18 protein-coding genes are annotated in these 22,989 nt (G+C 69.5%); 15 read left to right on the forward strand and 3 right to left on the reverse strand.

The features are described 5' to 3' along the window. Positions 1 to 30: 30 nt before the first annotated feature. Together AAG565_RS00425 and AAG565_RS00430 are read left to right on the forward strand one after the other, a co-directional pair. Positions 31 to 657 carry an ABC transporter substrate-binding protein gene (locus AAG565_RS00425; protein WP_348817553.1) on the forward strand — a complete coding sequence of 209 codons (627 nt, stop codon included), beginning with the start codon at positions 31 to 33 and terminating at the stop codon, positions 655 to 657. Beyond that, a complete protein-coding gene (locus AAG565_RS00430; RefSeq protein WP_348817554.1) occupies positions 654 to 3,017 on the forward strand; it encodes a TonB-dependent receptor in 2,364 nt (787 codons plus the stop codon). The genes AAG565_RS00425 and AAG565_RS00430 overlap by 4 nt, the downstream gene beginning before the upstream one ends. Positions 3,018 to 3,229: 212 nt before the next feature. Here AAG565_RS00430 and AAG565_RS00435 read toward each other — a convergent pair whose 3' ends face one another. Then, positions 3,230 to 6,001, reverse strand: coding sequence for a hypothetical protein (locus AAG565_RS00435; protein ID WP_348817555.1), 2,772 nt, complete (start codon positions 5,999 to 6,001; stop codon positions 3,230 to 3,232). A 197-nt stretch (positions 6,002 to 6,198) separates the two neighbouring features. Between AAG565_RS00435 and AAG565_RS00440 the strand changes: the two genes are divergently transcribed. The 13 genes from AAG565_RS00440 to AAG565_RS00500 all read left to right on the forward strand — a co-directional run bounded on the left by AAG565_RS00440 (position 6,199) and on the right by AAG565_RS00500 (position 21,663). Continuing rightward, positions 6,199 to 6,441, forward strand: coding sequence for a FeoA family protein (locus AAG565_RS00440; RefSeq protein WP_348817556.1), 243 nt, complete (start codon positions 6,199 to 6,201; stop codon positions 6,439 to 6,441). A 3-nt stretch (positions 6,442 to 6,444) separates the two neighbouring features. Next, entirely contained in the window at positions 6,445 to 8,277 is a 1,833-nt protein-coding gene (locus AAG565_RS00445) for a ferrous iron transporter B (protein ID WP_348817557.1), read from the forward strand. After that, complete coding sequence (locus tag AAG565_RS00450; protein WP_348817558.1) at positions 8,274 to 8,525, forward strand: DUF6587 family protein; 252 nt, start codon at positions 8,274 to 8,276, stop codon at positions 8,523 to 8,525. The genes AAG565_RS00445 and AAG565_RS00450 overlap by 4 nt, the downstream gene beginning before the upstream one ends. 92 nt (positions 8,526 to 8,617) lie before the next feature. Next, positions 8,618 to 12,013: a transcription-repair coupling factor gene (mfd, locus tag AAG565_RS00455; RefSeq protein WP_348817559.1), complete on the forward strand. Its 3,396-nt coding sequence runs from the start codon at positions 8,618 to 8,620 to the stop codon at positions 12,011 to 12,013. A 23-nt stretch (positions 12,014 to 12,036) separates the two neighbouring features. Then, a complete protein-coding gene (locus AAG565_RS00460; protein WP_348817560.1) occupies positions 12,037 to 12,633 on the forward strand; it encodes a CsiV family protein in 597 nt (198 codons plus the stop codon). Positions 12,634 to 12,729: 96 nt separating this feature from the next. Next, positions 12,730 to 13,356 carry a TetR/AcrR family transcriptional regulator gene (locus tag AAG565_RS00465; RefSeq protein WP_348817561.1) on the forward strand — a complete coding sequence of 209 codons (627 nt, stop codon included), beginning with the start codon at positions 12,730 to 12,732 and terminating at the stop codon, positions 13,354 to 13,356. Next, complete coding sequence (locus AAG565_RS00470) at positions 13,353 to 14,351, forward strand: 3-oxoacyl-ACP synthase (RefSeq protein ID WP_348817562.1); 999 nt, start codon at positions 13,353 to 13,355, stop codon at positions 14,349 to 14,351. Before AAG565_RS00465 ends, AAG565_RS00470 begins: the two co-directional genes overlap by 4 nt. 5 nt (positions 14,352 to 14,356) lie before the next feature. Then, the gene (locus AAG565_RS00475; protein WP_348817564.1) at positions 14,357 to 15,865 is read left to right on the forward strand and encodes an AMP-binding protein; all 1,509 of its coding nucleotides are present in this window, start codon (positions 14,357 to 14,359) and stop codon (positions 15,863 to 15,865) included. Continuing rightward, complete coding sequence (locus AAG565_RS00480) at positions 15,840 to 17,027, forward strand: transporter (RefSeq protein ID WP_348817565.1); 1,188 nt, start codon at positions 15,840 to 15,842, stop codon at positions 17,025 to 17,027. Before AAG565_RS00475 ends, AAG565_RS00480 begins: the two co-directional genes overlap by 26 nt. Further along, the gene (locus AAG565_RS00485) at positions 17,006 to 18,223 is read left to right on the forward strand and encodes a transporter (protein ID WP_348817566.1); all 1,218 of its coding nucleotides are present in this window, start codon (positions 17,006 to 17,008) and stop codon (positions 18,221 to 18,223) included. The genes AAG565_RS00480 and AAG565_RS00485 overlap by 22 nt, the downstream gene beginning before the upstream one ends. 8 nt (positions 18,224 to 18,231) lie before the next feature. Next, positions 18,232 to 19,680: a chitobiase/beta-hexosaminidase C-terminal domain-containing protein gene (locus tag AAG565_RS00490; RefSeq protein ID WP_348817567.1), complete on the forward strand. Its 1,449-nt coding sequence runs from the start codon at positions 18,232 to 18,234 to the stop codon at positions 19,678 to 19,680. An 8-nt stretch (positions 19,681 to 19,688) separates the two neighbouring features. After that, positions 19,689 to 20,441, forward strand: a complete 753-nt coding sequence (gene phbB, locus AAG565_RS00495) for an acetoacetyl-CoA reductase (RefSeq protein WP_348817568.1) — start codon at positions 19,689 to 19,691, stop codon at positions 20,439 to 20,441. A gap of 4 nt (positions 20,442 to 20,445) precedes the next feature. Then, positions 20,446 to 21,663 carry an MFS transporter gene (locus AAG565_RS00500; RefSeq protein WP_348817569.1) on the forward strand — a complete coding sequence of 406 codons (1,218 nt, stop codon included), beginning with the start codon at positions 20,446 to 20,448 and terminating at the stop codon, positions 21,661 to 21,663. Here AAG565_RS00500 and AAG565_RS00505 read toward each other — a convergent pair. Further along, positions 21,648 to 22,433: an S-methyl-5'-thioinosine phosphorylase gene (locus AAG565_RS00505; protein ID WP_348817570.1), complete on the reverse strand. Its 786-nt coding sequence runs from the start codon at positions 22,431 to 22,433 to the stop codon at positions 21,648 to 21,650. The genes AAG565_RS00500 and AAG565_RS00505 overlap by 16 nt on opposite strands. Then, the gene (locus AAG565_RS00510) at positions 22,430 to 22,987 is read right to left on the reverse strand and encodes a hypoxanthine-guanine phosphoribosyltransferase (RefSeq protein WP_348817571.1); all 558 of its coding nucleotides are present in this window, start codon (positions 22,985 to 22,987) and stop codon (positions 22,430 to 22,432) included. The genes AAG565_RS00505 and AAG565_RS00510 overlap by 4 nt, the downstream gene beginning before the upstream one ends. Positions 22,988 to 22,989: the final 2 nt, after the last annotated feature.

Genomic DNA, 22,989 nt, shown 5'->3' on the forward strand with positions numbered 1-22,989 from the left:
CCTGCCGTGTCGTGCTGCCGTCATACCCGCATGCGCCTGCCGATCTGCCTGTGCCTGCTGCTGTTCATGATGCCTGCCGCCGCCGAACCGGCCAGCGCGAGCGTCGAGCGGCTGCACGCCGCGCTGCTCGAATCGATGCGCGGCGGCGTGCAGATGAGCTGCGCGCAGCGACTGCAGCTGCTGGATGCGGCGGTCGGCGACAGCTTCGACGTCGCCGGTCTCGCGCGTCTGGTCCTGCGCCGGCACTGGGCGTCGCTGGACCGGCGCCAGCAGGCGACGTTCGTCGAGCTGCTCCGGCGCAACATCGGCCTGAACTACGCGCAGCATTTCGCACGCCATGCCGGTGAGCGCTTCGAGACCACCGGCGAAACCGCCGTCGAAACGGCAGCCGACGGGCAGCGTCGGGTCAGCGCACGGCTGCTCGCCGCGGACGCGGAGCCGGTGAGCTTCGACTATGTGTTGACCCCGTCCGGCGATTCGTGGCGCATCGTCAACGTCTTCGCCGACGGCGTCAGCGACGTGGCGCTGCGGCGCAGCCAGTACGACAGCGTGGTCGGCCGGCAGGGTGTCGCGGCGCTGCTCGAACAGGCCGCGGCGCAGAATGAGGATCTGCTGCGCCGCTGCAACCAAGCGTCCAGGACAGGGGAATCGGGATGAAGCTGCGTCGCTTTTGGGTCATCGTCGCCGGCCTGCTGCCGCTGCCGCTGCGCGCGGAAACGATGGCCAGCGCCGTCAGCCTGCCCGACGTCGTCGTCACCGCGCAGAAGACCGAGCAGGCCATCGAACAGGTCGCCGGCTCGGTGAGCGCCCTCGATGGTGAACTGGCCGAGCAATCCGGCGCGATCGGATTCAAGGACCTGCAGTCCTATGTCGGCAACGTCGTCATCGCGCTCGACCCGATCGGCGGCGAGTTCTACGTGCGCGGCTTCGGCACGCTGTCGACCAACACCGCATTCGAGCCCTCCGTGGCAACGATGATCGACGGCGTCTACTACGGCCGCTCGGTGTTCCTGTCGGCGTTCTTCTTCGACATCGAGCGCATGGAAGTGCTGCGCGGGCCGCAGGGCGCGCTGTTCGGCAAGAACAGCACGGCCGGCGTGTTCAATCTGGAGACCGCAGATCCGGAACCGGACAGCAGCGCCGGCGCCGAACTGTTCCGGGGCGACGACCGTTACGCGGTGCGGCCGACGCTCAACCTCGCACTTGGCGAAGGCTGGTCGCTGCGTCTGGCCGGCGCCTACAGCGCAGCGGACGGCGAGCTGTACAACACCGCGCTGGCACGGCGCGAACTCAATACCCGCGAGAAGAGCGCGCGCCTGCGCCTGCGCTACGCCCCGTCCGCGGACTGGTCGGCCGAACTGGGCGCGTTCAACTCCGCGCAGGGCATGAACTACAACCTGTTCCAGCTCGTCGAAGTCTCGGACGCGATGCTCGCGGTGATCCGCAGTTACGACCCCGACGTCGAGGCCGGGCGCGATTTCCGCAACTCGGCCAACGTGCCGGCGCGCGGCGAGGCGCAGCTCGACGGCCTCAACCTGACGATCCGCGCCGATCTGGCCGCACTGGCCGGCATCGACGCGCTCGAACTGACCGCGATCAGCGCCTGGGCCGAGCATCGCCAGCTGGCGCGCGATCTCGACGCCGATTTCTCCGGCGCGCCGGTGATCCGCGACAGCCTGATCGGGTCGAGCCCGTACATGCAGCGCAGCCAGGAGATCCGCGTGGCCGGACACCACGGCTCGCTGCTGGGCTGGGGCGATGGAGTCGACTTCGTCGGCGGCATCCACGTCTTTGAATCGCGCCTGCGCGCCAACGACCTGTTCGAGCTAGAAGACCTGGGCGCCGCGTTCGCGTACTTCAGCGCGGTCTATGCCGCGCAGCTCGAAAGACAGGGCGTGCCGGGCGGTCCGGTCGGCGGCATCGCCGGCACGCTCGGCCGTCCGCTCGGCGAGATTCTGGCGCTGCTCGACCCGGCCCTCGGCAACCTGCCGGGCGGACGCCAGAACGCCTTCGTCAGCCTCGACCAGAACGGCCACAGCTACGGCCTGTTCGGCCAGATCGAGCAGCACGCCACACCGCACTGGTCGCTGATCGGCGGCCTGCACCTGGGCCGCGAATACAAGGAAGGCGATTTCTCCAGCGAGTCCGACAGTCTGGTGATCCGCGCGGTCGCCGACCAGAACAACCACCACTCGCACCGCGAACGCAACGAGAACGAGGTCTCGCCCAAGCTCGGCGTGAAGTGGTCACCGGCGCGCACGTCCAGCGTCTATGCCAGCTGGTCGCGCGGCTACAAGAGCGGCGGCTTCAACGCACTGCCGCTGAACGACTCCAACCTCGAGTTCGACGCCGAGCGCGCATCGAGCTGGGAACTGGGCGCGAAGACGCGCCTGCTCGACGGCAGCATGCGCCTGTCGGCGGCGCTGTTCAGCACCGACTTCGAGCGCCTGCAGCTGTCCACGTTCCGCGGCGCGAGCTTCCAGATCCTCAACGCCGGCGCGGCGCGCTCGCAGGGCGCGGAACTGGACGTCAACTGGCTGACCGCGCTGCCGGGCCTGGCGCTGTACGCTTCGCTGGGCTATGCCGACGCGCGCTACACGCACTATCCGGACGCACCCGCACCGGCCGATGCGGAAAGCGAGTCGCAGGACCTGAGCGGCCGCCGGCTCGCCTACGCGCCGCGCACGACCGCTGCGCTGGTGCCGTCGTACACCCTGCCGATCGCCGGCGGCCGCGCGACCGCGGCCTTCGCGATCGACTGGCTGTACCGCTCGGACCGCTATCTGGATATCGACCTGGACCCGCGCACCTACCAGCCGGCGACCAACGAAATCAACGCGCGCCTGACCGTCGGCGCGCCGAGCCGCCGCTGGCTGCTCAACGTCGCCGCGCGCAACCTCACGCAGATCACGATCTTCGAGCAAATCCTCGACCAGCCGCTGGCGCCCGGCAATTTCGCCGGCATCCGCTCCGACCGCGGACGCGCACTGACCAGCACGCTGTTGGCGCGCTTCTGAGCAATACGGGCCTGCGCATGCGCGCACCCGGCGTTCGCGAAGAAACTTGAGCCCGTTCGGGCCGAGTGCCGCACGCACAGCGTGCGGTGTATCGAGGCCCCAGCGCCGGCCGGTCTCGATACGCGGCGCTTCGCACCGCTACTCGACCCGAACGGGACGAGGGACTGCGATTCTGTTTCTTGAGAGCGCGGCTGCTGCCGACGAGGCGCGGTTCAGGCGCTGCCGGCGCGCCGCCGCAGTGCGCCGCCGAGCAGCAGTGGCATCAGCAGGGCCCAGCCGAGCGCGCCGCCGAAACGGCCGGCATCCGGCTGCGCGCCGCCGCCCAGCGGCGGCTGGTTGGGCGGCGGCGCCGGAGTCCCGGAATCGTCGCAGATCGCGGTGCCGCGCAGCCGGTATTCCGCGCTGGAGCTGCTGTCGACAGTCAGGCCGGCGCCGTCGGCCGCGGAACTCGTCCGCACGACGGTCGACAGGCCGGTCAGCGTGCTGCCGTCGACGAAGCCGAGCGTGGCCTTGTCGAGCACGATCACGATCGTGCCGTCCGGGCTCCAGCTCGAGGTTTCGTCCGGCGTGCCGTCCGGCAGGTAGGTGCCGACGGTGTCCTCGATCGAACCCTTGCGACCATACTCGAAGCGCGGCGGGCCGTCCGTCGTGACCATCGCGACATAGCGCACGCCGGAGCCGTCCGGCGCGTCGTAGTAGGTGGCCCAGCGCGTGCCCGGCGGCGGCTGCGGCGACAGCGAATCGACCTTCATCGTCAGCACCAGCTTGCCCGGCATCTCGCGGGGTTCGGACAGCGCCGCGAACTGCAGCTCGTGTCCGGGCACGCCGCTCGACGTGCTGTCGCTGGCGCTGTCCGTGTACAGCGTGATGCCGGGGATGCCGCAGGAGCTTTCCTCGGCGAGCGCGATGACCGGCAGCTCGACCGGATTGCTGTGCACGCCCGCGCCCTGCGCGTTGACGGCAACGACGCGGTAGCGGTAGCGCGCCACCGCCGGGTCGGCGCCGAAATCGTCGTAGCGCGCCTTGCTGGTTTCGCCGATCAGCACCTCGTCGGCATCGCTGCTGCCGCGGTAGACCTTGTAGCCGCTGATTGCGCTACCCATGCTCGCCGGCACGCGCCAGCTCAGGTGCGCCGCGAGCGGATCGCGTTGCCCCGACAGGCACGCGGCCCGCGGCGGCGCCGGCAGCACCGGATCGTGCGCGGCGAGCAACGGCTTGCCGCCGATCTGCCGCGCGATCGACGCCTTCGCGCTGAAGGTGTTCGCAGCACCGGTCTCGCAGTCCTTGACACAGCCGTCGGCGAATCCGTACAGCGCGTGGCCGGCCGCATCGATCGTGATTTCGTTGAAGTCGAGCAGATTGCGCTGCTTGGCGCCGCCGCCGCCGAGCCAGATGCCGGAATGGCGCTGCACCGGCGCATCGGGCGTGGCATTCACGCTGTGCCAGCTGCGGCCGCCGTCGTAGGTGGTGGCGACGAACGCGAACCAGTCGCCAGGGAAATCCAGCGCCTGGAAGTTGCCGCCCTGCGTCGTACCGATGAAGCCGCAGGCTGCGCGATCCGGATCGCCGGCGACGGCTTCCGGGAACACTGCGTTGACGATGCGCTGCGCAGCGCCGATGTCGTAGCGGTTGGTCCAGCTGCGGCCCTGGTCCTGCGATACGCTGACGTAGGGATGGCCGTTGCCGTCGACGCTGCAAAAGTACAACGTGCCGTCGCCGGCGATGCCCAGCGACGGATCGGCCGGGCCCGGTGTCGTATCCGGCACGCGCCGCACTTCCCAGGTCACGCCGCCGTCGTCGGACACGGTGACGCACTGCTGGTCGCCGCAAGCCTTGACCGGCACGTAGACCGTGCCGTCCGGCGCGACCTTGACGTGACCGTGAATGCCGCCGAAGCCGTCGGTCTGCGCGTTGTAGATCGGAAAGCCGGTCGGGAAGGTCAGGCCGCCGGTGTCGCTGCGCGCGCAGAACGCCGTAAAGCCGGCCTGCGAGCAGTAGTACACCGCGCTGCCGCCGTTGAGCGGCGTGCGCAGCGCCGCGAGCGATGCGGGGTATGGACCGGCGCCGACGGTCTGGTGATCGTAGCCGCCTTCGGGCGGGCTGATCTGTCCCGGCGTCCAGGTGTCGCCGTCGTCGTCGGTGTAGGCGTACAGGCTGTTGAGACCGACCGCGGTCGGCGGCACCGGCACCGGGACGTGCATCTGCGAGACGTGCGTGCGGCCGGTGGCCGGGTCGGTGAACAGGATCGGGTCGGAGGTGATCACACCGGTGTAGACGAAGCTCACGTCTTCCCACAGCGGGTCGCAGACTTCCGGCAGCGGCTCGGCCAGCAGCTCCGGATAGGTCGCACGCAGCGTGGTCGTGCCTGACAGGTACATCACGCGGTTGGTTTTCGGATTGAAGCCGATCGACGGCTCGCCGGTGTTGCCGTCAATGTCGTCCGGAGCGCCCCAGGCGACGTATTCCGGCGCAGATCCCGGTGCGGCCGGCGGCACCGGCGCCTGCTGCGGACTCGCCAGCCGCAGCGTCGCCTCGAAGCTGCCGCCGAATACCGTGAACGGCACGCCGCGGATCGTGTAGGTGCCGTTCTTCGCACCGATGATCGCGTTCTCCGGATCGGAGGCGGTGCCGGCGGTGGTCACCACTGCGCCGGACTCGTCGAAAATGCGGAAGTCGTAGTCCTCGAAGGGATTGTCCCAGCGCCACTGCAGCACGACGACATCATCTGGATGCGCGGCCAAGTAGGCGGCCGACAGATCGACCGTCAGCGTGTAGACATCGCAGGGCAAGGCCGGATCGACGCACTTCTCGTCGGTGACGATCGCGCCGGCCGAGGCGTTGCGCACCGGGAACGGCCCGGCGCTGTAGGCCAGCTCGCGGCTGCTGTCGCTGATCGTTCCCGTCGCCGGCGTCGCCGCGAGAACGTCTGTCAATGGCAGAGAACACGCCGCGGACAGAGCCGCAGCGGCAAGATGCTGACGCATGGTCACTTCCCCCGAAATGCGCGAGTCCGCCCCGGACCCGCTGACTGTATGCAAGTGAAGCAATTATGACGCCAATCGACGGGCGGCACGCGACGACGGACGAGCTGCTGCCGGATCGTCGGTTCGGACGAGACAGGCGCGGCCATCCGATGTATCATGAGAATCATTCTTATCCGCATGCCCGCCGGATTGTCCCCATGCGCCTGACCGAACTCCCCTACCACGCCACCGCGATCGTGCGGACGGTCGAGGGCGTCGGCGCCGGCGACAGCATCGCCCACCGCCTGCGCGATCTGGGCTTCGTCGAAGGCGAGCCGGTGCGCGTCGTCGCGCACGGCCCCTTCCAGCGCGATCCGCTGCTGGTGCAGATCGGCTTCACGCGCTTCGCGCTGCGCCGCGCCGAGGCGCAGCGCGTGCGCGTCGATATGGCCGCTGCGTAACGGATGGACAGCGCCCTGCATATCGCCCTGGTCGGCAACCCGAACTCGGGCAAGACCGCGCTGTTCAACCGCCTGACCGGAAGCCGCCAGAAGGTCGCCAATTACGCCGGCGTCACCGTCGAGCGCAAGGAAGGCCGCTTCGTCGCGCCGTCGGGCCGCCACATCCGCGTGCTCGACCTGCCCGGCACCTACAGCCTCGCCGCGACGAGTCCCGACGAGGCGGTCACGCGCGACGTGTGCATGGGCCGCTTCGACGGCGAGGCGCGCCCGGACCTGCTGCTCTGCGTCGTCGACGCGACCAATCTGCGCCTGCACCTGCGCTTCGTCCTCGAACTGCAGCAGCTAGGACTGCCGATGGTGCTGGCGCTGAACATGAGCGATGCCGCCGCCAGGCGCGGCATCCGCATCGACCGCGAGCGCCTGCAGCAGCGCCTGGGCCTGCCGGTGGTCGAGACCGTCGCGGTACGCCGCCGCGGCACCGAGGCGCTGGTGCGCCAGCTCGACGCCGCACTGCCGCAGGTTCCTCCGGCACCGGCCGCGGACGCCGACCTGCACGCGCAGGTCAGCCGCCTGCTCGCCGACTGCGTCAGCATCCCCAGCCGCACCGCGCGCATCGACGACGCCCTCGACCGCTGGCTGCTGCACCCGAGCCTGGGGCTGGCGTTTCTGGTCGTACTGCTGTTCGTGATGTTCCAGGCGGTGTTCTCCTGGGCGACGCCGCTGCAGGACGGCATCGACGGTGCGATCTCCTGGCTCGGCGTGCAGCTCGCCGCCGTGTTGCCGGATGGTGCGCTCAAGAGCCTGCTGATCGACGGCATCGTCGCCGGCGTCGGCAGCGTCGTCGTGTTCCTGCCGCAGATCCTGATCCTGTTCCTGTTCATTCTCGTCCTCGAGGAATCCGGCTATCTGCCGCGCGCCGCCTTCCTGCTCGACCGCCTGATGGTCGGCGCCGGGCTGACCGGGCGCTCGTTCATCCCGCTGCTGTCGAGCTTCGCCTGCGCCGTGCCCGGCATCATGGCTACGCGCACGATCCAGGACCCGCGCGACCGCCTGGCGACGATCCTGGTCGCGCCGCTGATGACCTGCTCGGCGCGCCTGCCGGTCTACGCGCTGCTGATCGGCGCGTTCATTCCGCAGCGCAGCGTCGCCGGCTGGTTCAACCTGCAGGGCCTGGTGCTGTTCGGCCTGTATGTCGCCGGCATCGCCTCGGCGCTGCTGGTCGCGCGCGTGATAAAGAGCCGACGCAAGGACGAGGCCGAGCACGCGCTGCTGCTGGAGCTGCCGGGCTATCGCGTGCCGCATCCCTTCGACATCGCCATCGGCCTGTGGGAACGCGCGCTGGTCTTCCTGCGCCGCGTCGGCACCATCATCCTGTCGGTGACGGTGCTGCTGTGGCTGCTGTCGAGCTATCCGGCGCCGCCGCCGGACGCCACCGGCGCAGCGATCGAGTACAGCTTCGCCGGCCGCATCGGCCAGGCCCTGCACGTCGTGTTCGCGCCGATCGGTTTCAACTGGCAGATCTGCATCGCGCTGGTGCCCGGCCTCGCAGCACGCGAAGTCGCGGTCAGCGCGCTGGCGACGGTCTATGCGCTGTCCGCGACCGCGGACGACTCCGCCGCGCAGCTGCTGCCGATCATCTCCGCGCAGTGGTCGCTGGCCACCGCGCTGTCGCTGCTGGCCTGGTACGTGTACGCCCCGCAGTGCATCTCGACGCTGGCGGTGATCCGCCGCGAGACGCAGTCCTGGCGCACCGTCGGACTGGCCGCCGGCTATCTGTTTGCCCTCGCCTATCTCGCCTCGCTGGTCACCTACCAGCTCGCCCGTGTGCTGACATGACCGCCTACGCCTGGTTCGAGTTCGCGGTCATCACGGCGCTGGTCGGCTGGAGCGCGTGGACCGTGTTCGGCCGCTTGCTGCCCGGTGCGCGCAGTCGGCTGCTGCGCGCGCTGGGCAAGACGCCGCAGCCAGCGCCATCCGCGGCCTGTGGCAGCAGCTGCAGCGCCTGTTCCGGCTGCGTCGCTGTGTCCCCGGCCGCCGTGCGCAAACCCGGTGAAGCGCCGGTGCGCCTCGACGCGCTGCGCTGACACCGCGCCGGGCCGATCGGGCCCGTGAGATAATCGCGCACCCATTTTCCATCGGTGCGGCCGGGCGCGTTCCGACACGGCTGCGTGAATCCGTGAGCTTCTCTCCGCTGAATCCGCCTTTCGCGCCCGACGGCACGACGCGCTGGCCCACCCTGCCCGGTGCCGCGGCCGCGCTGGCGGCCGCGGCCGCCAGCCTGCGCCACGATGGCCTGACCGTCGTGCTGGTCGCCAACGAGCAGCACGCCTACCGCGTCGAGGAGGAACTGCGTTTCTTCCTGCCGCGTGAGCTGCCGCTGCTGCATCTGCCCGACACCGAGGTCCTGCCCTACGACCAGTTCTCGCCGCACCAGGAGATCCTGTCGCAGCGGATGAGTGCGCTGCACCGTCTGCCACAGATGCGCCGCGGCGTGCTGCTGACCACCGCCGACCAGTTGATCCAGCGTCTGCCGCCGCGCAGCTGGCTCGACAGCCGCGCATTCCAACTCGCACTCGGCGACAAGCTCGATCCACTGCGCTTCCGCGAACGCCTGGTCGCGGCCGGTTACCAGTCCGTGTCCGAGGTGCAGGCGCAGGGCGAGTTCGCCGTGCGCGGTGCCCTGATCGACCTGTTTCCGATGGGCAGCGAGACGGCCTATCGCATCGACCTGTTCGACGACGAGATCGAGACGATCCGCAGCTTCGATCCGGAGACGCAGCGCAGCCAGGACAAGGTGACGGAAATCCGCCTGCTGCCGGCGCGCGAGTTTCCGACCGACCGCGACGGCATCGAGACCTTCCGTGGCAATTACCGCGAAACCTTCGCCGGCGATCCGGCGCGCTCGCGCATCTACAGCGAGGTCAGCCGCGGCCTGATGCCGGGCGGCATCGAAGCCTGGCTGCCGCTGTTCTTCCCGGCCCAGACCACGGCGACGCTCGCCGATTATCTGCCCGAGAACGCGCTGCTGATCGCGCTCGACGATCTCGACGCCGCGCTCGTCGAGGACTGGCGCCAGATCGAGGAACGCTACGAGCGCTATCGCGGCGACATCGAGCGACCGCTGCTCAAGCCCGCGGCGCTGTTCCACACGCCCGCGCAGGCGCTGCAGAACATCGCAGGCTTCGCACGGATCGAACTGGCCGGCGGCGATCCCGGCGTCGAAGTGCTCGCCAGCGGCGCGGAAGCGGTCCGCGGCGCACTGGCCGCGCGCGCCGACCGCGTGCTGTTCGTGGCCGAATCGGCCGGACGGCGCGAGGCACTGCTCGCCTGGCTCAAGCCGCTGGGCATCCTGCCGCGCGACTACGCCGACTGGGCCGCGTTCGCCGGCGATAGCAAGCGCTACGGCATCACGCTCGGCCCGATCCAGAACAGCTTCCGCCTGTCCGCCGACGGCATCACGCTGGTTTCCGAGACCCAAGTCTTCGGCCTGCACGCGCCGGCACAGCAGCTGCGCCGGCGCGGGCGCATCCGTGATCCGGAAACGATCCTGCGCGACCTGTCGTCGCTGCTGCCCGGCGCGCCGGTCGTGCACGTCGAGCATGGCGTCGGCCGCTACCTCGGGCTGCAGCGTCTCGACGCCGGCGGCGTCGAGGCTGAGTACCTCGTCCTCGAGTACGCCAACGACGGCAAGCTGTACGTTCCGGTCGCTTCGCTCAACCTGATCCACCGCTACACCGGCGGCGAACCGGAAACCGCGCCGCTGCACAGTCTCGGCTCGGACCGCTGGGCCAAGGCACAGGCGCGTGCACGGGAGAAGGCGCACGACGTCGCTGCAGAACTGCTGCAGGCACAGGCGCGGCGCATGGCCAAGCCCGGCCTGGCACTGGAGTTCGACGAGGCCGAGTACGCGCGCTTCTGCGAGGGCTTCCCGTTCGCGCCGACGCCGGACCAGCAGTCCGCGATCGATGCCGTGCTCGCCGATCTGCGCGCCGAACGGCCGATGGACCGCGTCGTCTGCGGCGACGTCGGCTTCGGCAAGACCGAGGTCGCGCTGCGCGCCGCCTTCGTCGCCGCGCGCGGCGGCCGCCAGGTCTGTGTGCTGGCGCCGACGACGCTACTGGTCGAACAGCACGCCAAGAACTTTGCCGACCGCTTCGCCGGCTTTCCGATCCGCGTCGCCGCGCTGTCGCGCATGCGCACGACCAAGGAGCAGAGCGCCCTGCTCAAGCAGCTCGCAGAAGGCAGCCTCGATGTCGTCATCGGCACGCACCGGCTCCTGCAGGACGACGTACGCTTCAAGAACCTGGGCCTGGTGATCGTCGATGAGGAGCATCGCTTTGGTGTGCGCCACAAGGAACGCCTGAAGAACCTGCGCGCCGAGGTCGATCTGCTGACGCTGACGGCGACGCCGATCCCGCGCACGCTCAACATGAGTCTCGCCGGCCTGCGCGAACTGTCGATCATCGCCACACCGCCGGCCTCGCGTCTGGCGATCAAGACGCAGGTCTCGGAGTGGAGCAACGCACTGGTCCAAGAGGCCTGCCTGCGCGAGCTGCGGCGCGGCGGCCAGATCTACGTGCTGCACAACGAGGTGCGCGACATCGAGTCGTTCAGCCGCAAGCTGCAGGAGCTGGTCCCGGAGGGCCGCGTGCGCCACGCCCACGGCCAGATGCGCGAGCGCGAACTCGAGCAGGTGATGCTCGACTTCTACCATCAGCGCTTCAACATCCTCGTCTGCACGACGATCATCGAGTCCGGCATCGACGTACCGACGGCGAACACCATCATCATCGACCGCGCCGACCAGTTCGGCCTCGCGCAGCTGCACCAGCTGCGCGGCCGCGTCGGCCGCAGCCACCACCGCGGCTACGCCTACCTGCTCGTCCCGAGCCGGCGCGCACTCAATCCGGATGCCGAGAAACGCCTCGCGGCGATCGAGACGCTCGGCGACCTCGGTTCCGGTTTCGCGCTGGCCACGCAGGATCTCGAAATCCGCGGTGCCGGCGAGCTGCTCGGCGCCGAGCAGTCCGGACAGATCGAGGAAGTCGGCTTCACGCTCTACGCGGAGCTGCTCGCGCGCGCGGTCAAGGCGATCAAGACCGGCAAGCTCGACGACACGCCCTTCGGCCACGCCGGCTGCGAAGTCGATCTGGGCACCGCCGCGCTGATCCCCGACGACTACATTCCCGACGTGCACACACGCCTGACGCTGTACAAGCGCATCGCCGAGGCCGGCGACGAGACCGGACTGCGCGAGCTCAAGGTCGAGATGATCGACCGCTTCGGCCTGCTGCCGCCGCCCTGCGAGCGCCTGTTCGAGGCCGCCGAGCTGCGCGTGCTGGCGCAGGCCCTGGACCTGAAGAAGATCCGTGCCGGCAACCGCTCGATCACCGTCGAGTTCGGCACACAGCCACGCGTCGATCCGGTGAAGATGATCCGCCTGATCCAGTCGCAGCCCAAGGTCTACAAGCTCGAAGGCCAGGCGCGGCTGCACTGCTTCGGCAACTTCGATGATGTGACGGCACGCGCGCCGCGTGTACAGGCGCTGTTGGCTACACTGCGTGAGGCGTAAGACGTGAGACGAATGGGAAGCGCATGAAGAACTGGATCGCAGCGAGCGTGTTCGCAGTCATGCTGGCGGTGCTGAGCCGGCCGGCGCTGGCCGAGACCTATCGCGTCGATCTGATCGTGTTCCTCGACAAGTACGCGTCCGGCGAGGCGGGCCGCGCTGCACAACCGTCCGCGGAACCGGCGATCGCGCTCGACGACACTACGGCGCTGGCCGCCGCCGGGATCACGCTGCTGCCGGACGCGCAGTTCGGCCTGCAGGAACAATGGAACCGGTTGCGCAACGCCGCGCGCTTCCAGCCGTTGATCCGGCTGGCGTGGACGCAGAAGGATCCACCGTCGGAACGCGGGCCCGCACTGAAGCTGCGCAGCGGACCGTTGCTCAACGTGTTCGATGCGGCGACCGCCAGCGCCTACACGCAGGCACAGGTCGATGGCAGTGTCGCGCTGCTGCTGAACCGCTACCTGCAGGTCGATGCCGATCTGCGCTACACCGTGCCGTCCGGCGACGGCTTCACGCAGTACGACCTGCGCGAGCGCCGGCGCATGCGCCGCGACGAACTGCACCACCTCGACAGTGCCAAGCTCGGCATCGTCGCCAAGGTCTCGCGCGCCGAGCCCTGAGGCGGCAACCGGCCGAGACCTCCCGAGCTTGCCAGGCGGCTGCGTTCCGGATCATGATATGAGACATGACTCATCTGTCATGTCTGTTCTGACCCGATGCCCGCCGAGACCGCCGCTGGCCCGACCCGACCGCTGACCGCGCGCGGCGAAGCGACGCTGCGCCGCCTGCTCGACGCCGCCGAAGCGGAGTTCGGCGAGCGCGGGTTCCATGCCGCCTCGGTCAGCTCGATCACGGCGCGCGCCAAGGTCAGCCAGGGGACGTTCTATATCTACTTCCCGAGCAAGGAAGCGATCTTCAGCGCGCTCGTCGATCAGATCGGGCATGCGCTGCGCAAGCACATGGCCCTGGCCGTCGCCGAAGACACCGACCCGCTGCTCGCGCAGCGTGACGGCCTCGAAGCCTTTCTCGACTTCGTGCAGCGCCATCCCGGGCTGTACCGCATCGTGCAGGAGTGCCAGTTCGTGGACGAACCGGCGTTCCGCACCTACTACGAGCGCCTCGCCGAGGGTCTGTCGCGCAGCCTGCAGCGCGACGTCGGCCCGGGCGGCTTGACGCCCGGCGACGCACAGGTCCGTGCCTGGGCGATCATGGGCATCGGCCATTTCCTCGGCCTGCGCTACGGCCTGTGGCAGAAGACGCGTCCGCGCAAGGCGGTCATGGACGAGGTGATGTCCTTCATCGGCCACGGCATCGCGGCCAAGACGTCCGGGGCGCGGCGGTGATTCTGCGCGGCCTGGGCATCTATCTGCCGCAGCAGCGGCTGACTGCGGCCGACATCGCCGCGGCCAGCGACGTGCCCGAAGCGATCGTGCGCGGCAAGCTCGGCATCGACGGCAAGACCATCCCCGGCCCGGACGATCACAGCAACGCGATGGGCATCCGCGCCGCGCGGATGGCGCTCGCCGATGCCGGCATCGAGTCCCGGCAGATCGACGTGCTGATCTCCATCACCGAGGAGCACAAGGAATATCCGGTCTGGACCGCCGGCATCCACGCGGCGCACGCACTCGGCGCCGAACACGCCTATGCCTACGACATCGGCCAGAAGTGCGGCAGCGCGGTGCTCGCACTCAAGCTCGCGCGCGACGCGCTCATCGCCAACCCGGAGATGAACGCCGCGCTGATCGCAGGCGGGTATCGCAACTGCGATCTCGTCGATTATGCCGATCCGGCGACGCGCTTCCTCAACAACCTCGCCGCGGGCGGTGGCGCTGCGGTGGTGACCCGCGACGGACCGGGCTTCGAAATCCTCGGCGCCGGCTTTCGCACCGACGGCAGCTTCGCGGAGGACGTGATCGTGCCGGTGGGCGGCACGCGCGAGCCGCTGACCGCCGCCAACCTGCACCGCTTCCACTTCACCGTGCCCGACCCGCAGCGCATGAAGTCGCGCCTGGAAGCACTCTCCCTGGACAACTTCGTCGCGGTGATCCGCGAGGCCTGCGAGCGCAGCGGCGTGCGCAGCGAGGACCTCGCCTACGTCGCGATGCTGCACATGAAACGCAGTGCGCACGACACCGTGCTCGCGCGGATCGGCGTCGCCGGCGAGCGCTCGATCTACCTGTCGGACTACGGTCACATCGGCCAGATCGATCCGCTGCTGTCGCTGCAACTGGCCCGTGATCAGGGGCGCCTGCGCGATGGCGACACCGTCGTGCTCTGTGCCGCCGGCATCGGCTACGTCTGGAATGCGCTGTGCCTGCGCTACCGTGCGCCATGAACACCGTGAGTCCGCCCGTAAACCTGCTCAGTGACGCGGCCCTGCGCGACGACCGGCCGGCGCTGTGGTGCGACGGCCGCTGGTACGGCTACCGCGAGCTGGATGCGCGCGCCGCACGCCTGGCCGCCGTGCTCGCCGCTCAGGGCATCGGCAGGGGCGATCGCGTCGCCATCCTCGCGTACAACCACCTCGCCCACATCGACCTGATGCTCGCGGCGCCGCGACTGGGCTTCGTGTTCATGCCATTGAACTACCGGCTCAGCGCAGCCGAGCAGCGCGAACTGGTCGGCCGTGTCGCGCCACGTCTGCTGCTGGCGGACGCCGCGCACGCTGGCGCAGCCGCTGATCTGCACCTGCCGATCTGGCCGCTCGACCAGCACGAGTCGCGGCTGGACACGGCGACCGCGCCGATCCGGACAACCGCCGTCGATCGTGACGACATCCACATGCTGCTGTGCACCGGCGGCAGCACCGGCGTGCCCAAGGCTGCGCGCATCCCGTACCGGCAGATCCTCGCCAACAACCGCAACACGGCGGCAGGATGGGCGCTGCGCGCCGACGACTGCGCGATCCAGGCCACCCCCTGCTTCCACGCCGCGCTCAACGTATTCACGACGCCGCTGCTCGCGCTCGGCGGCCGCGTCGCACTGCTCGACGCGTTCGAGCCAGGCCGTTACCTGCACGCACTCCAAGCCTGCGGCGCGACCTTGATGTTCATGGTGCCAACCATGTACCAGATGCTCGCCGAGCATCCACGGTTCGCGACGACGGAGTTCTCGCGCCTGCGCTGGGCGATCGCCGGTGGTGCACCCTGCCCGGCGCCGCTGCGCAGCCGCTATGCCGCGCGCGGCCTGCACTTCCGCCAGGGCTACGGCATGACCGAAGCCGGCGTGAACTGCTTCCATCTGCCGCTGGACGAAGCGCAGCAGCATCCTGATTCGGTCGGCTATCCATTGCCCGGCACGCAGGCGATGATCCGCCGCCCCGACGGCACGGCCTGCGCCGAAGGCGAGGTCGGTGAACTCACGCTCGCCGGCGAACACGTCTGCGCCGGCTACGAAGGCCGCGACGAGGAGTGGCGGCAGGTGTTCCGCGACGGCTGGCTGTGGACCGGCGACCTCGCACGCCGCGACGCGGCCGGGCGCCACTACATCGTCGGCCGCCGCAAGGAGATGTACATCTCCGGCGGCGAGAACGTGTACCCGGCCGAGGTCGAGGCCGCGCTGGCGCAGCTGCCGGACGTGGCCGAGTGCGCGGTGGTCGGCGTGCCCGACGCGCGCTGGGGCGAGGTGGGTCTGGCCGCGGTGCGTCTCGTCGCCGGTGCCCGCACCGATGCCGACGCACTGCGCGCGCAGCTCAAGCAGCGCCTGGCCGGCTACAAGCTGCCGCGCCATTTCCTGTTTCTCGACGAACTGCCCAAGAGCGGCGCAGGCAAGCTGCACAAGCCTGCAATCCGCCAGATCTTTGAACGTGCGTCCGGAGGTTTGCATGAGGGGAGTCATCCGCGCGACTAGCGCTGCACTGCTGCTGATGGCGGCGCGCGCACAGGCCGATGTCGCGGACACCACGCTGGGCCGCTACCTGCCGCTCTACCCGGGCCTGTACCTGGACCTGCGCGACGCTCACGACCCACGCGATCGCGTGTTCGACGCCGGCGGCGACGAGCGGGACACGGCGACTCCGTCGCTGGCCGGACACAGTTCGTTCCCGCTGCACGAGGTGGCGGCGCGATTCACCTGGACCTTCCCGCTGTTCGAGAGCCAGGGCGTACCGTTGCTGTCGTCGCGCCTGCACACCGCGCGCGCGACACTGCGCTACGCCCGCGTGCGCGCGCGAGGCCGCCTTGCGGACTATGTCGGCAGCCGCGACGACCTGACGGATGACGGCAGCGGTGTCGGTGACACGACGCTGGAGTTTGGGACCTTCCTGTGGGGTGGCAGCGACTGGCGCAGCGAGGCCAGCGCGCCCGGCGGTGCGGGCCTGCTGCTGCTCGGCATCAACGTGCCGACGGGTGTCTACGAGCACGAGGCCCCGGTCAACGCCGGCACCAACCACTGGGCATTTCATGCACAGCTCGGCGGCGCGGTGCGTCCATGGGCCGGCGCACTGTTCGAGGCGGGTGCCGGCTATCGCGTGCATCTGGTCAACTACGAGCCGCAGTTCGGTGGCCTCGCTCCGTCCGAACAGGGCGATGACGCCTGGATCGATCTGAGCCTGGCCCAGCGCTTGCTGCCGGGCCTGCACCTGAGCGTGTCGCTCGCCGAACGACGCGGCCGGGCCAATCGCTACGACGACCCGCAATACGCGCCCAACGCACCGGCGGCACCGCCGAACTCGGACACCTACCCGACACCCGGGCGCTACGCGGACGACGGCACGTCGCTGCGCAGCGCCGGACTCGCACTGCACTGGTTCGCGACGCAGCGCGTGCTCGTCTCGGCGGGTTATGTGCGACCGCTCGCCGGCCGCAGCGGCGAGTTCGACCTGCCGTTCACCAGTCGCAGCCCGGCCGGCTGCATCGAGGGTGCGGTGACCTGCACGACCAGCCCGGGCGAGACCGTGCGCGTCGATGGACTCGGGCCGGCGCGCAGCTATGCGTCCGACCACTGGGCCGTGAGCCTGCGCTACAACTTCGGACAGGGGGATACGTTCACATGCGTCGGCTGCTCCCGCTGATCGCGGCACTCGCGACCGGTCTGCCCGCCACCGCGAAGGCCGGCATCGTCTTCACGCCGCACCTGTCGGAGTACTCACGCCTCGCACCGGGCCAGTACACCGAATTCACGCTGATCACGACCGAGATCGAGGAGGTCTATGACCGCGAAGGCAGGAAGGTGCATGTCGGTGCGCCGTTCATCCCGCCCGGCGACAGCGTCGATGCGACGCTGCTGCTGCTCAAGTACCTGTGGATCGGCAACGTCTTCCGCGACACCGGCGTCTGGTACCTGAACGACCATCCGCAGTTCTGCCGCATCATCGGCACGCTGGGTCACCAGCAGGCGACCGGCAACGCGGTCAAGCGTGACCTCACCGCCGGCCAGCACTCCGGTGCGAGCGGACTGGGTGATCTGTTCGGGCTGTGCGGCATCTACGGTGACGAGTACCGCTGGGGTCCGGTCAAGCTCAGCCCGATGCTGGCGACGACGGTGAAGTTTCCGATCGGCCGCTACGACACCGAGTCCTTGCTCAACACCGGCACGAACTACTGGAGCTACATCCCGCAGTTCGCCGTTCACGGCGAGCTGTTCGGGCGCGTCTATCTCGATGGCACCTTCGCCTGGCAGTTCAACGGCCGCAACGACACGCCGGCCTTCGGCGGGCTCACGCCGACACGGCCGGCCGACGTGCGCAACCTCGAGATCAACGCGGCGTGGAAGTTCAATGAACACTGGTTCGCCGATGTCGGCTGGTCGCACCGCGAAACCGTCGGCCCGAACCGCTACGAGAAGTACTCGCTCAACATCAAGGACCAGCCGCTGCCGCCGACCAGCGCCTGCAACTCCACCGGCAATCTGCTCGGCGTGGTCGTGCCGCCCGAGATCTGCAACTCGGCCGAGTACTTCTATCTCAGACCGCGACCCGGACCGTACGAGGATCGCGGCGTCGAAGGCACGCTGCTGACCGCGGGGCTCTACTACATCTATCGCACCTCGACCGTGCTCAACCTGCGCGTCGCCAAGCCGATCTCCGGCCGCGGCGGCCAGATCGACGCGATCTACGACGTCTATGCGCAGGACCCGGACAGCCCCGGCGCTACGCCGATCCCCGGCGCGGCGCAGACCTCGACGCAGAACGCAGTGCAGGAAGCCGCGGCGGTATCGGCCTCGCCTTACCTGGAGCTGCGCATGGTCTACCTGTTCTGGGCACCGTGATGATGAACATGAAGTCTCCCGTCTCCCGCTTCGCGTTTCCGGTCGGACTGGTCGCGCTGTGTGCGCTGCTGGGCGCCTGCGCGCCGCGCGAATGGCTGCTGCCGAAGCTCGGCGTCGAAGCGCCGCAGCTGCGCGACTTCCCGGCCGACTTCACCCCGCCGCTGTCGGCAGAAACCGGACGACCGATGCCGGGTTTCGGCGGCAAGGGTGATTCGCTGCAGCACACGCCGGTGATCTTCATCCACGGCAACACCGTCTCGGCGCGCTTTTGGCTGCCGGCGCGCGAATACTTCCTGGACGCCGGTTATCAGCCCAACGAGCTGTGGGCACTGGGCTACGGCTGGGACAACGTGCGCTACTTCGACAGCAACGACCTGTCGGTCGAGAGCGTCGAGCGCATCGTCAACGGCGTCACCGCCTACCTGTCGAAGACCAGCGGTCGCGAAGTGCGGCAGGTCGATATCGTCGCGCACTCCCTGGGCGTCACACTGGTGCGCCAGTGGATGAAGCAGACCAACAGCTGGCACCGCGTGCGCAACTTCGTCGCCGCCTGCGGTGCCAACGACGGCGTGTGGACCGCATGGCCCGACGCGCGCGGGCAGAACCGCGTCGTGTCCTACGAGCTGGCACCCGGCAGCCCCTGGCTCGCGCAGCTCAACCGCGGCGGCGAGACGCCGGGCCCGACGCGTTACATGACGCTGTACGATGGCACCGGCTGGGGGGACGTGCTGTTCCCGCCCCCGAGCCAGGACAGCCCGGCGCTCGACGGCGCGCACAACGTCGCCTTCAACCGCGAGCACGGCACCTACTTCGACCACCTGGAGCTGCCGCGCGTGCCCGAGACGATGAAGCTCATCGTCGAGTTCCTGCGTGCGGCGCCGGAACCGCTGCCGATGGAACCCGCACCGGTCATCGTCCGCGACGGCGACGTGCTGCGCACGGATCAGACCGAGGCCAGGCTGTACTGCGCGCAGGACGGTGACTACCCGTCACTGGCGAGTCCCGCGCAGGAAACCGTCGCGCTGGCCGCCGGATCGCTGACGACGTGCTTCGCGCACAACGCCCACAGCGGCTGGTCCAGTCCCATGGCGCACTTCAAACGCGCCGCCACAGCCGTCTCCGACCTGCCGCTGACGCTGCATGCGCAGCCACCGCCGGGGGCCTACGAGCAGCCGCTGTCGGTCACGCTGGCCGCGAGCGACCCCGAGGCCTACGTGGTGTATAGCATCGCGGGGCCGCCCGGCGCCGGGTCGCCGCTGTACCGCGATCCGGTCTATCTCTCCGGTCCGGTGCGCCTGCAGGCGCGGGCGATCGCAGCGGACGGCCGCGTCAGCCCGCCGCTGCAGCTCGACTACGACATCAGCCTCGAACTGATCGAACGTCGCCACACGCTGCAGCGTCAGTTCGAGCCCGATACCGAAGTCTCCTACGACGCCAGACGCAGGAAAGGCCGATGAGCACGCAGATGAACTCCACACCTCTCAAGGCCGTCGTCACCGGCGGCACCGGCGCGATCGGCACCGAGATCTGCCGCGCGCTCGCGCAGACCGGCATGCAGGTCGTCGCACTGGGCCACCCTGCGGAAGCCAGCCGCATTCCCGAGTGGGAACGGGCGCGTGCGGCCGAAGGGCTGAGTATCGGCGTGGAACTCGCCGATCTCGCCGACGCCGAGGCGGCCACGCGGGCGATGCAGTGTGCGCAGCAGCGGCTCGGCACGATCGACGTGCTGGTCAACGCCGCCGGCATCACGCGCGATGCGCGCTTCACGAAAATGACCCTGGAGCAGTGGCGCGCCGTGCTGGCCTCCAACCTCGACAGCGTGTTCCACTGCTGCAAGCCGGTGTTCGCCGACATGTGTGCGCGCGGCTTCGGCCGCATCGTCAACATCGCCTCGGTCAACGGCCAGAAGGGCCAGTTCGGGCAGGCGAACTACTCCGCGGCGAAGGCCGGCATGCACGGCTTCACGATGGCACTGGCGCAGGAAGGCGCCCGATACGGCGTGACCGTCAACACGGTCTCGCCGGGCTATGTGCGCACCCCGATGACCGCGGCGATCAAGCCGGACGTTCTGCAAACGATCGTCGCGCAAGTGCCGGTCGGGCGCATGGCCGAACCGGCGGAGATTGCGCACGTCGTCGCCTTCCTGTGCGCGCCGGAATCCGGCTACGTCACCGGCGCGAACATTCCGGTGAACGGCGGCCTGTACATGTCGGCCTGACGCCATGATCACCGCCGCCCAGCGCAGCCAGGTCCTGATCGTCGCCGCCGCGGCGCTCGGCTACTTCGTCGATCTCTACGACATCGTCATCTTCGGTGTCGTGCGCGTCGCCTCGCTCGCCGAACTCGGCCTGACCGGCGACGAGAGCACGCGCTGGGGCATCACGCTGCTGAACCTGCAGATGATCGGCATGCTGTTCGGCGGCTTTGCCTGGGGCGTGGTCGGCGACCGCATGGGCCGGCGCTTCGCGCTGCTGGCGACGATCACGCTGTACTCGCTGGCCAACCTCGCCAACGCCTTGGTCACCAGCGTCGAACAGTACGCGGTCCTGCGTCTGCTGGCCGGCATCGGCCTGGCGGGCGAACTGGGCGCCGGCGTCACGCTGATCGCCGAACTGCTGCCCAGACACCGGCGCGGCTACGGCACGACGATCATCGCCTTCCTCGGCCTGCTGGGCGCGCTGACCGCGTCGTTCAGCGGCGATCTGCTGCCGTGGCGCGCGACCTACGCGCTCGGCGGCGGAATGGGCCTGGCGGTGCTCGCGCTGCGCTGGGCGGTGCTGCAGGAATCGCCGATGTTCGAGCAGCAGCAGGCACGCGGTGGTGGCCGGGCACGGCTGCTGCTGACCCAGCCGCGCCTGGCGCTGCGCTTCGTCGCGGTCACCGCCGTCGGCGTGCCGATCTGGTATGCCTCGGCGCTGTTCGTGAATTTCGCACCCGAGTTCGGCCGCGCGCTCGGCTTCTCCGCACCGCTGGCGGTCGCCGACGTCCTGCGCTGGCAATCGGTCGGACTGGCGCTGGGCAGCGCGCTGTCCGGCGTGATCAGCGAAGCGCTGCGCAGCCGCAAGCGCGTGATCGGCGCCTGCCTCGCACTCATGGCGGCGCTCACGTCGGCGCTGCTGCTCACGCCGGGCCTGAGCGCCAGCGGCTATTGCCTGCTGATGTTTGCGATGGGCCTCGCCCAGGGCTACTGGACGGTGTTCCTCGGCACCGGCGCCGAGCAGTTCGGCACCAACGTGCGCGCGACGGTGTCCACTTCGGTGCCCAATCTCGTGCGCGCCGCGACCGTACCGGTGACGCTCGCACTCGGCGCGCTGTCACCGAGCCTCGGCCTGATCCCCGCGACGCTGGCGATCGGCGCGGTGGTGTTCGTGCTGGCCGCGCTGGCCCTGCTGAGCCTGCGCGAGACCTACGGCATCGAGCTCGACTACGCGGAGACCTGAGCGAGCACCGGCAGCGCCCGCTCGAGGATGCCGCGCACCTTGGTCATGCCGGCGTCGATCGACTGCTCGATCTCGGCGTGGATGTCGCCGACGCCCTTGATGCCGGCGGCCCAGTTCACCGATACGGCGACGCAGGCGTAGGCGAGACCAAGCTCGGCGGCGAGCGCGGCCTCGGGCATGCCGGTCATGCCGATCATGTCGGCGCCGTCGCGCTGCAGGCGCCGCACCTCGGCGGCCGACTCCAGGCGCGGCCCCTGCGTCACCGCCATCACGCCGGCGCCGGCGACCGTCACCGACGCCGCCCTGGCGGCATCGAGCAGGATCCGCCGCAGGCGCGGCGCATAGGGCTGCGTGAACTCGACGTGCTGGAGCGCACGGCCCTCACGGCCATCCGCATACGTGTGCTCGCGGCCCCAGGTGTAGTCGATGACATCCTCGGGGATCGCGACCTCGCCCGGCGCGAACCAGTCGGCGATGCCGCCGACCGCGGCGATCGCGACGATGTCGGTCACGCCGGCCTGCTGCAGCGCCGCGAGGTTGGCGCGGTAGTTGATCGCGTGCGGCGGCAGCTTGTGGCCTTCGCCGTGGCGCGCCAGGAACACCGCGCGCACGCCGTAGGCGCGGCCGAACAGCAGCGGTGCGCTGGGCACGCCATACGGCGTGCTGACGCTGCGGCGTTCGTCGATCTCCAGTCCCGGCCACTGGTTCATGCCGGTGCCGCCGATGACGGCGACCAGTGGTGGCGTGCCTGCAGACGACGACGTGCTCATAAGTCCTTCACCGCGTAAATGGCCGGCAGCTGCCGCCAGTATTCCTTGTAGTCCATGCCGCAGCCGAACACGTAGCGGTCCTCGACCTGCAGGCCGATGAACTCGGCATGCGCGCCGCGCGCACGGCGGTCGTGCAGCTTCTCCGCCAGCACGGCGACCTTGAGCGAGGCCGGCGCGAAGCCGTGCAGCGCGTCGCGGATCGCCATCAGCGTGTGGCCTTCGTCGAGGATGTCGTCGATCACGATGACGTGCCGGTTCTCGACGCGCGCTGCGTCGGGCTGGCGCTTCCATACCAGGCCACCACCCTGCGTCGCGCCGCGATAGCGCGTCGCATGCAGGTAGTCGATCTCCAGCGGGAACGCCAGGCGCCGCGCGATCTCGGCGGTCGCCTGCAGCCCGCCGATCATCACGCACAGCAGCAGCGGATTGCGGCCCTCGTACTCGTGCGCGATCGCCTGCGCGAGCCGGTCATAGGCCGCCTGCACCGCGTGCTCGTCATGCAGGCAGTCGGCGCTGTGCAGAACCCGCATCGCGGCCTCGGGCGTCGTGCTCATGC

Source organism: Fontimonas sp. SYSU GA230001, from assembly GCF_040066175.1.
GTDB lineage: Bacteria > Pseudomonadota > Gammaproteobacteria > Nevskiales > Nevskiaceae > Solimonas.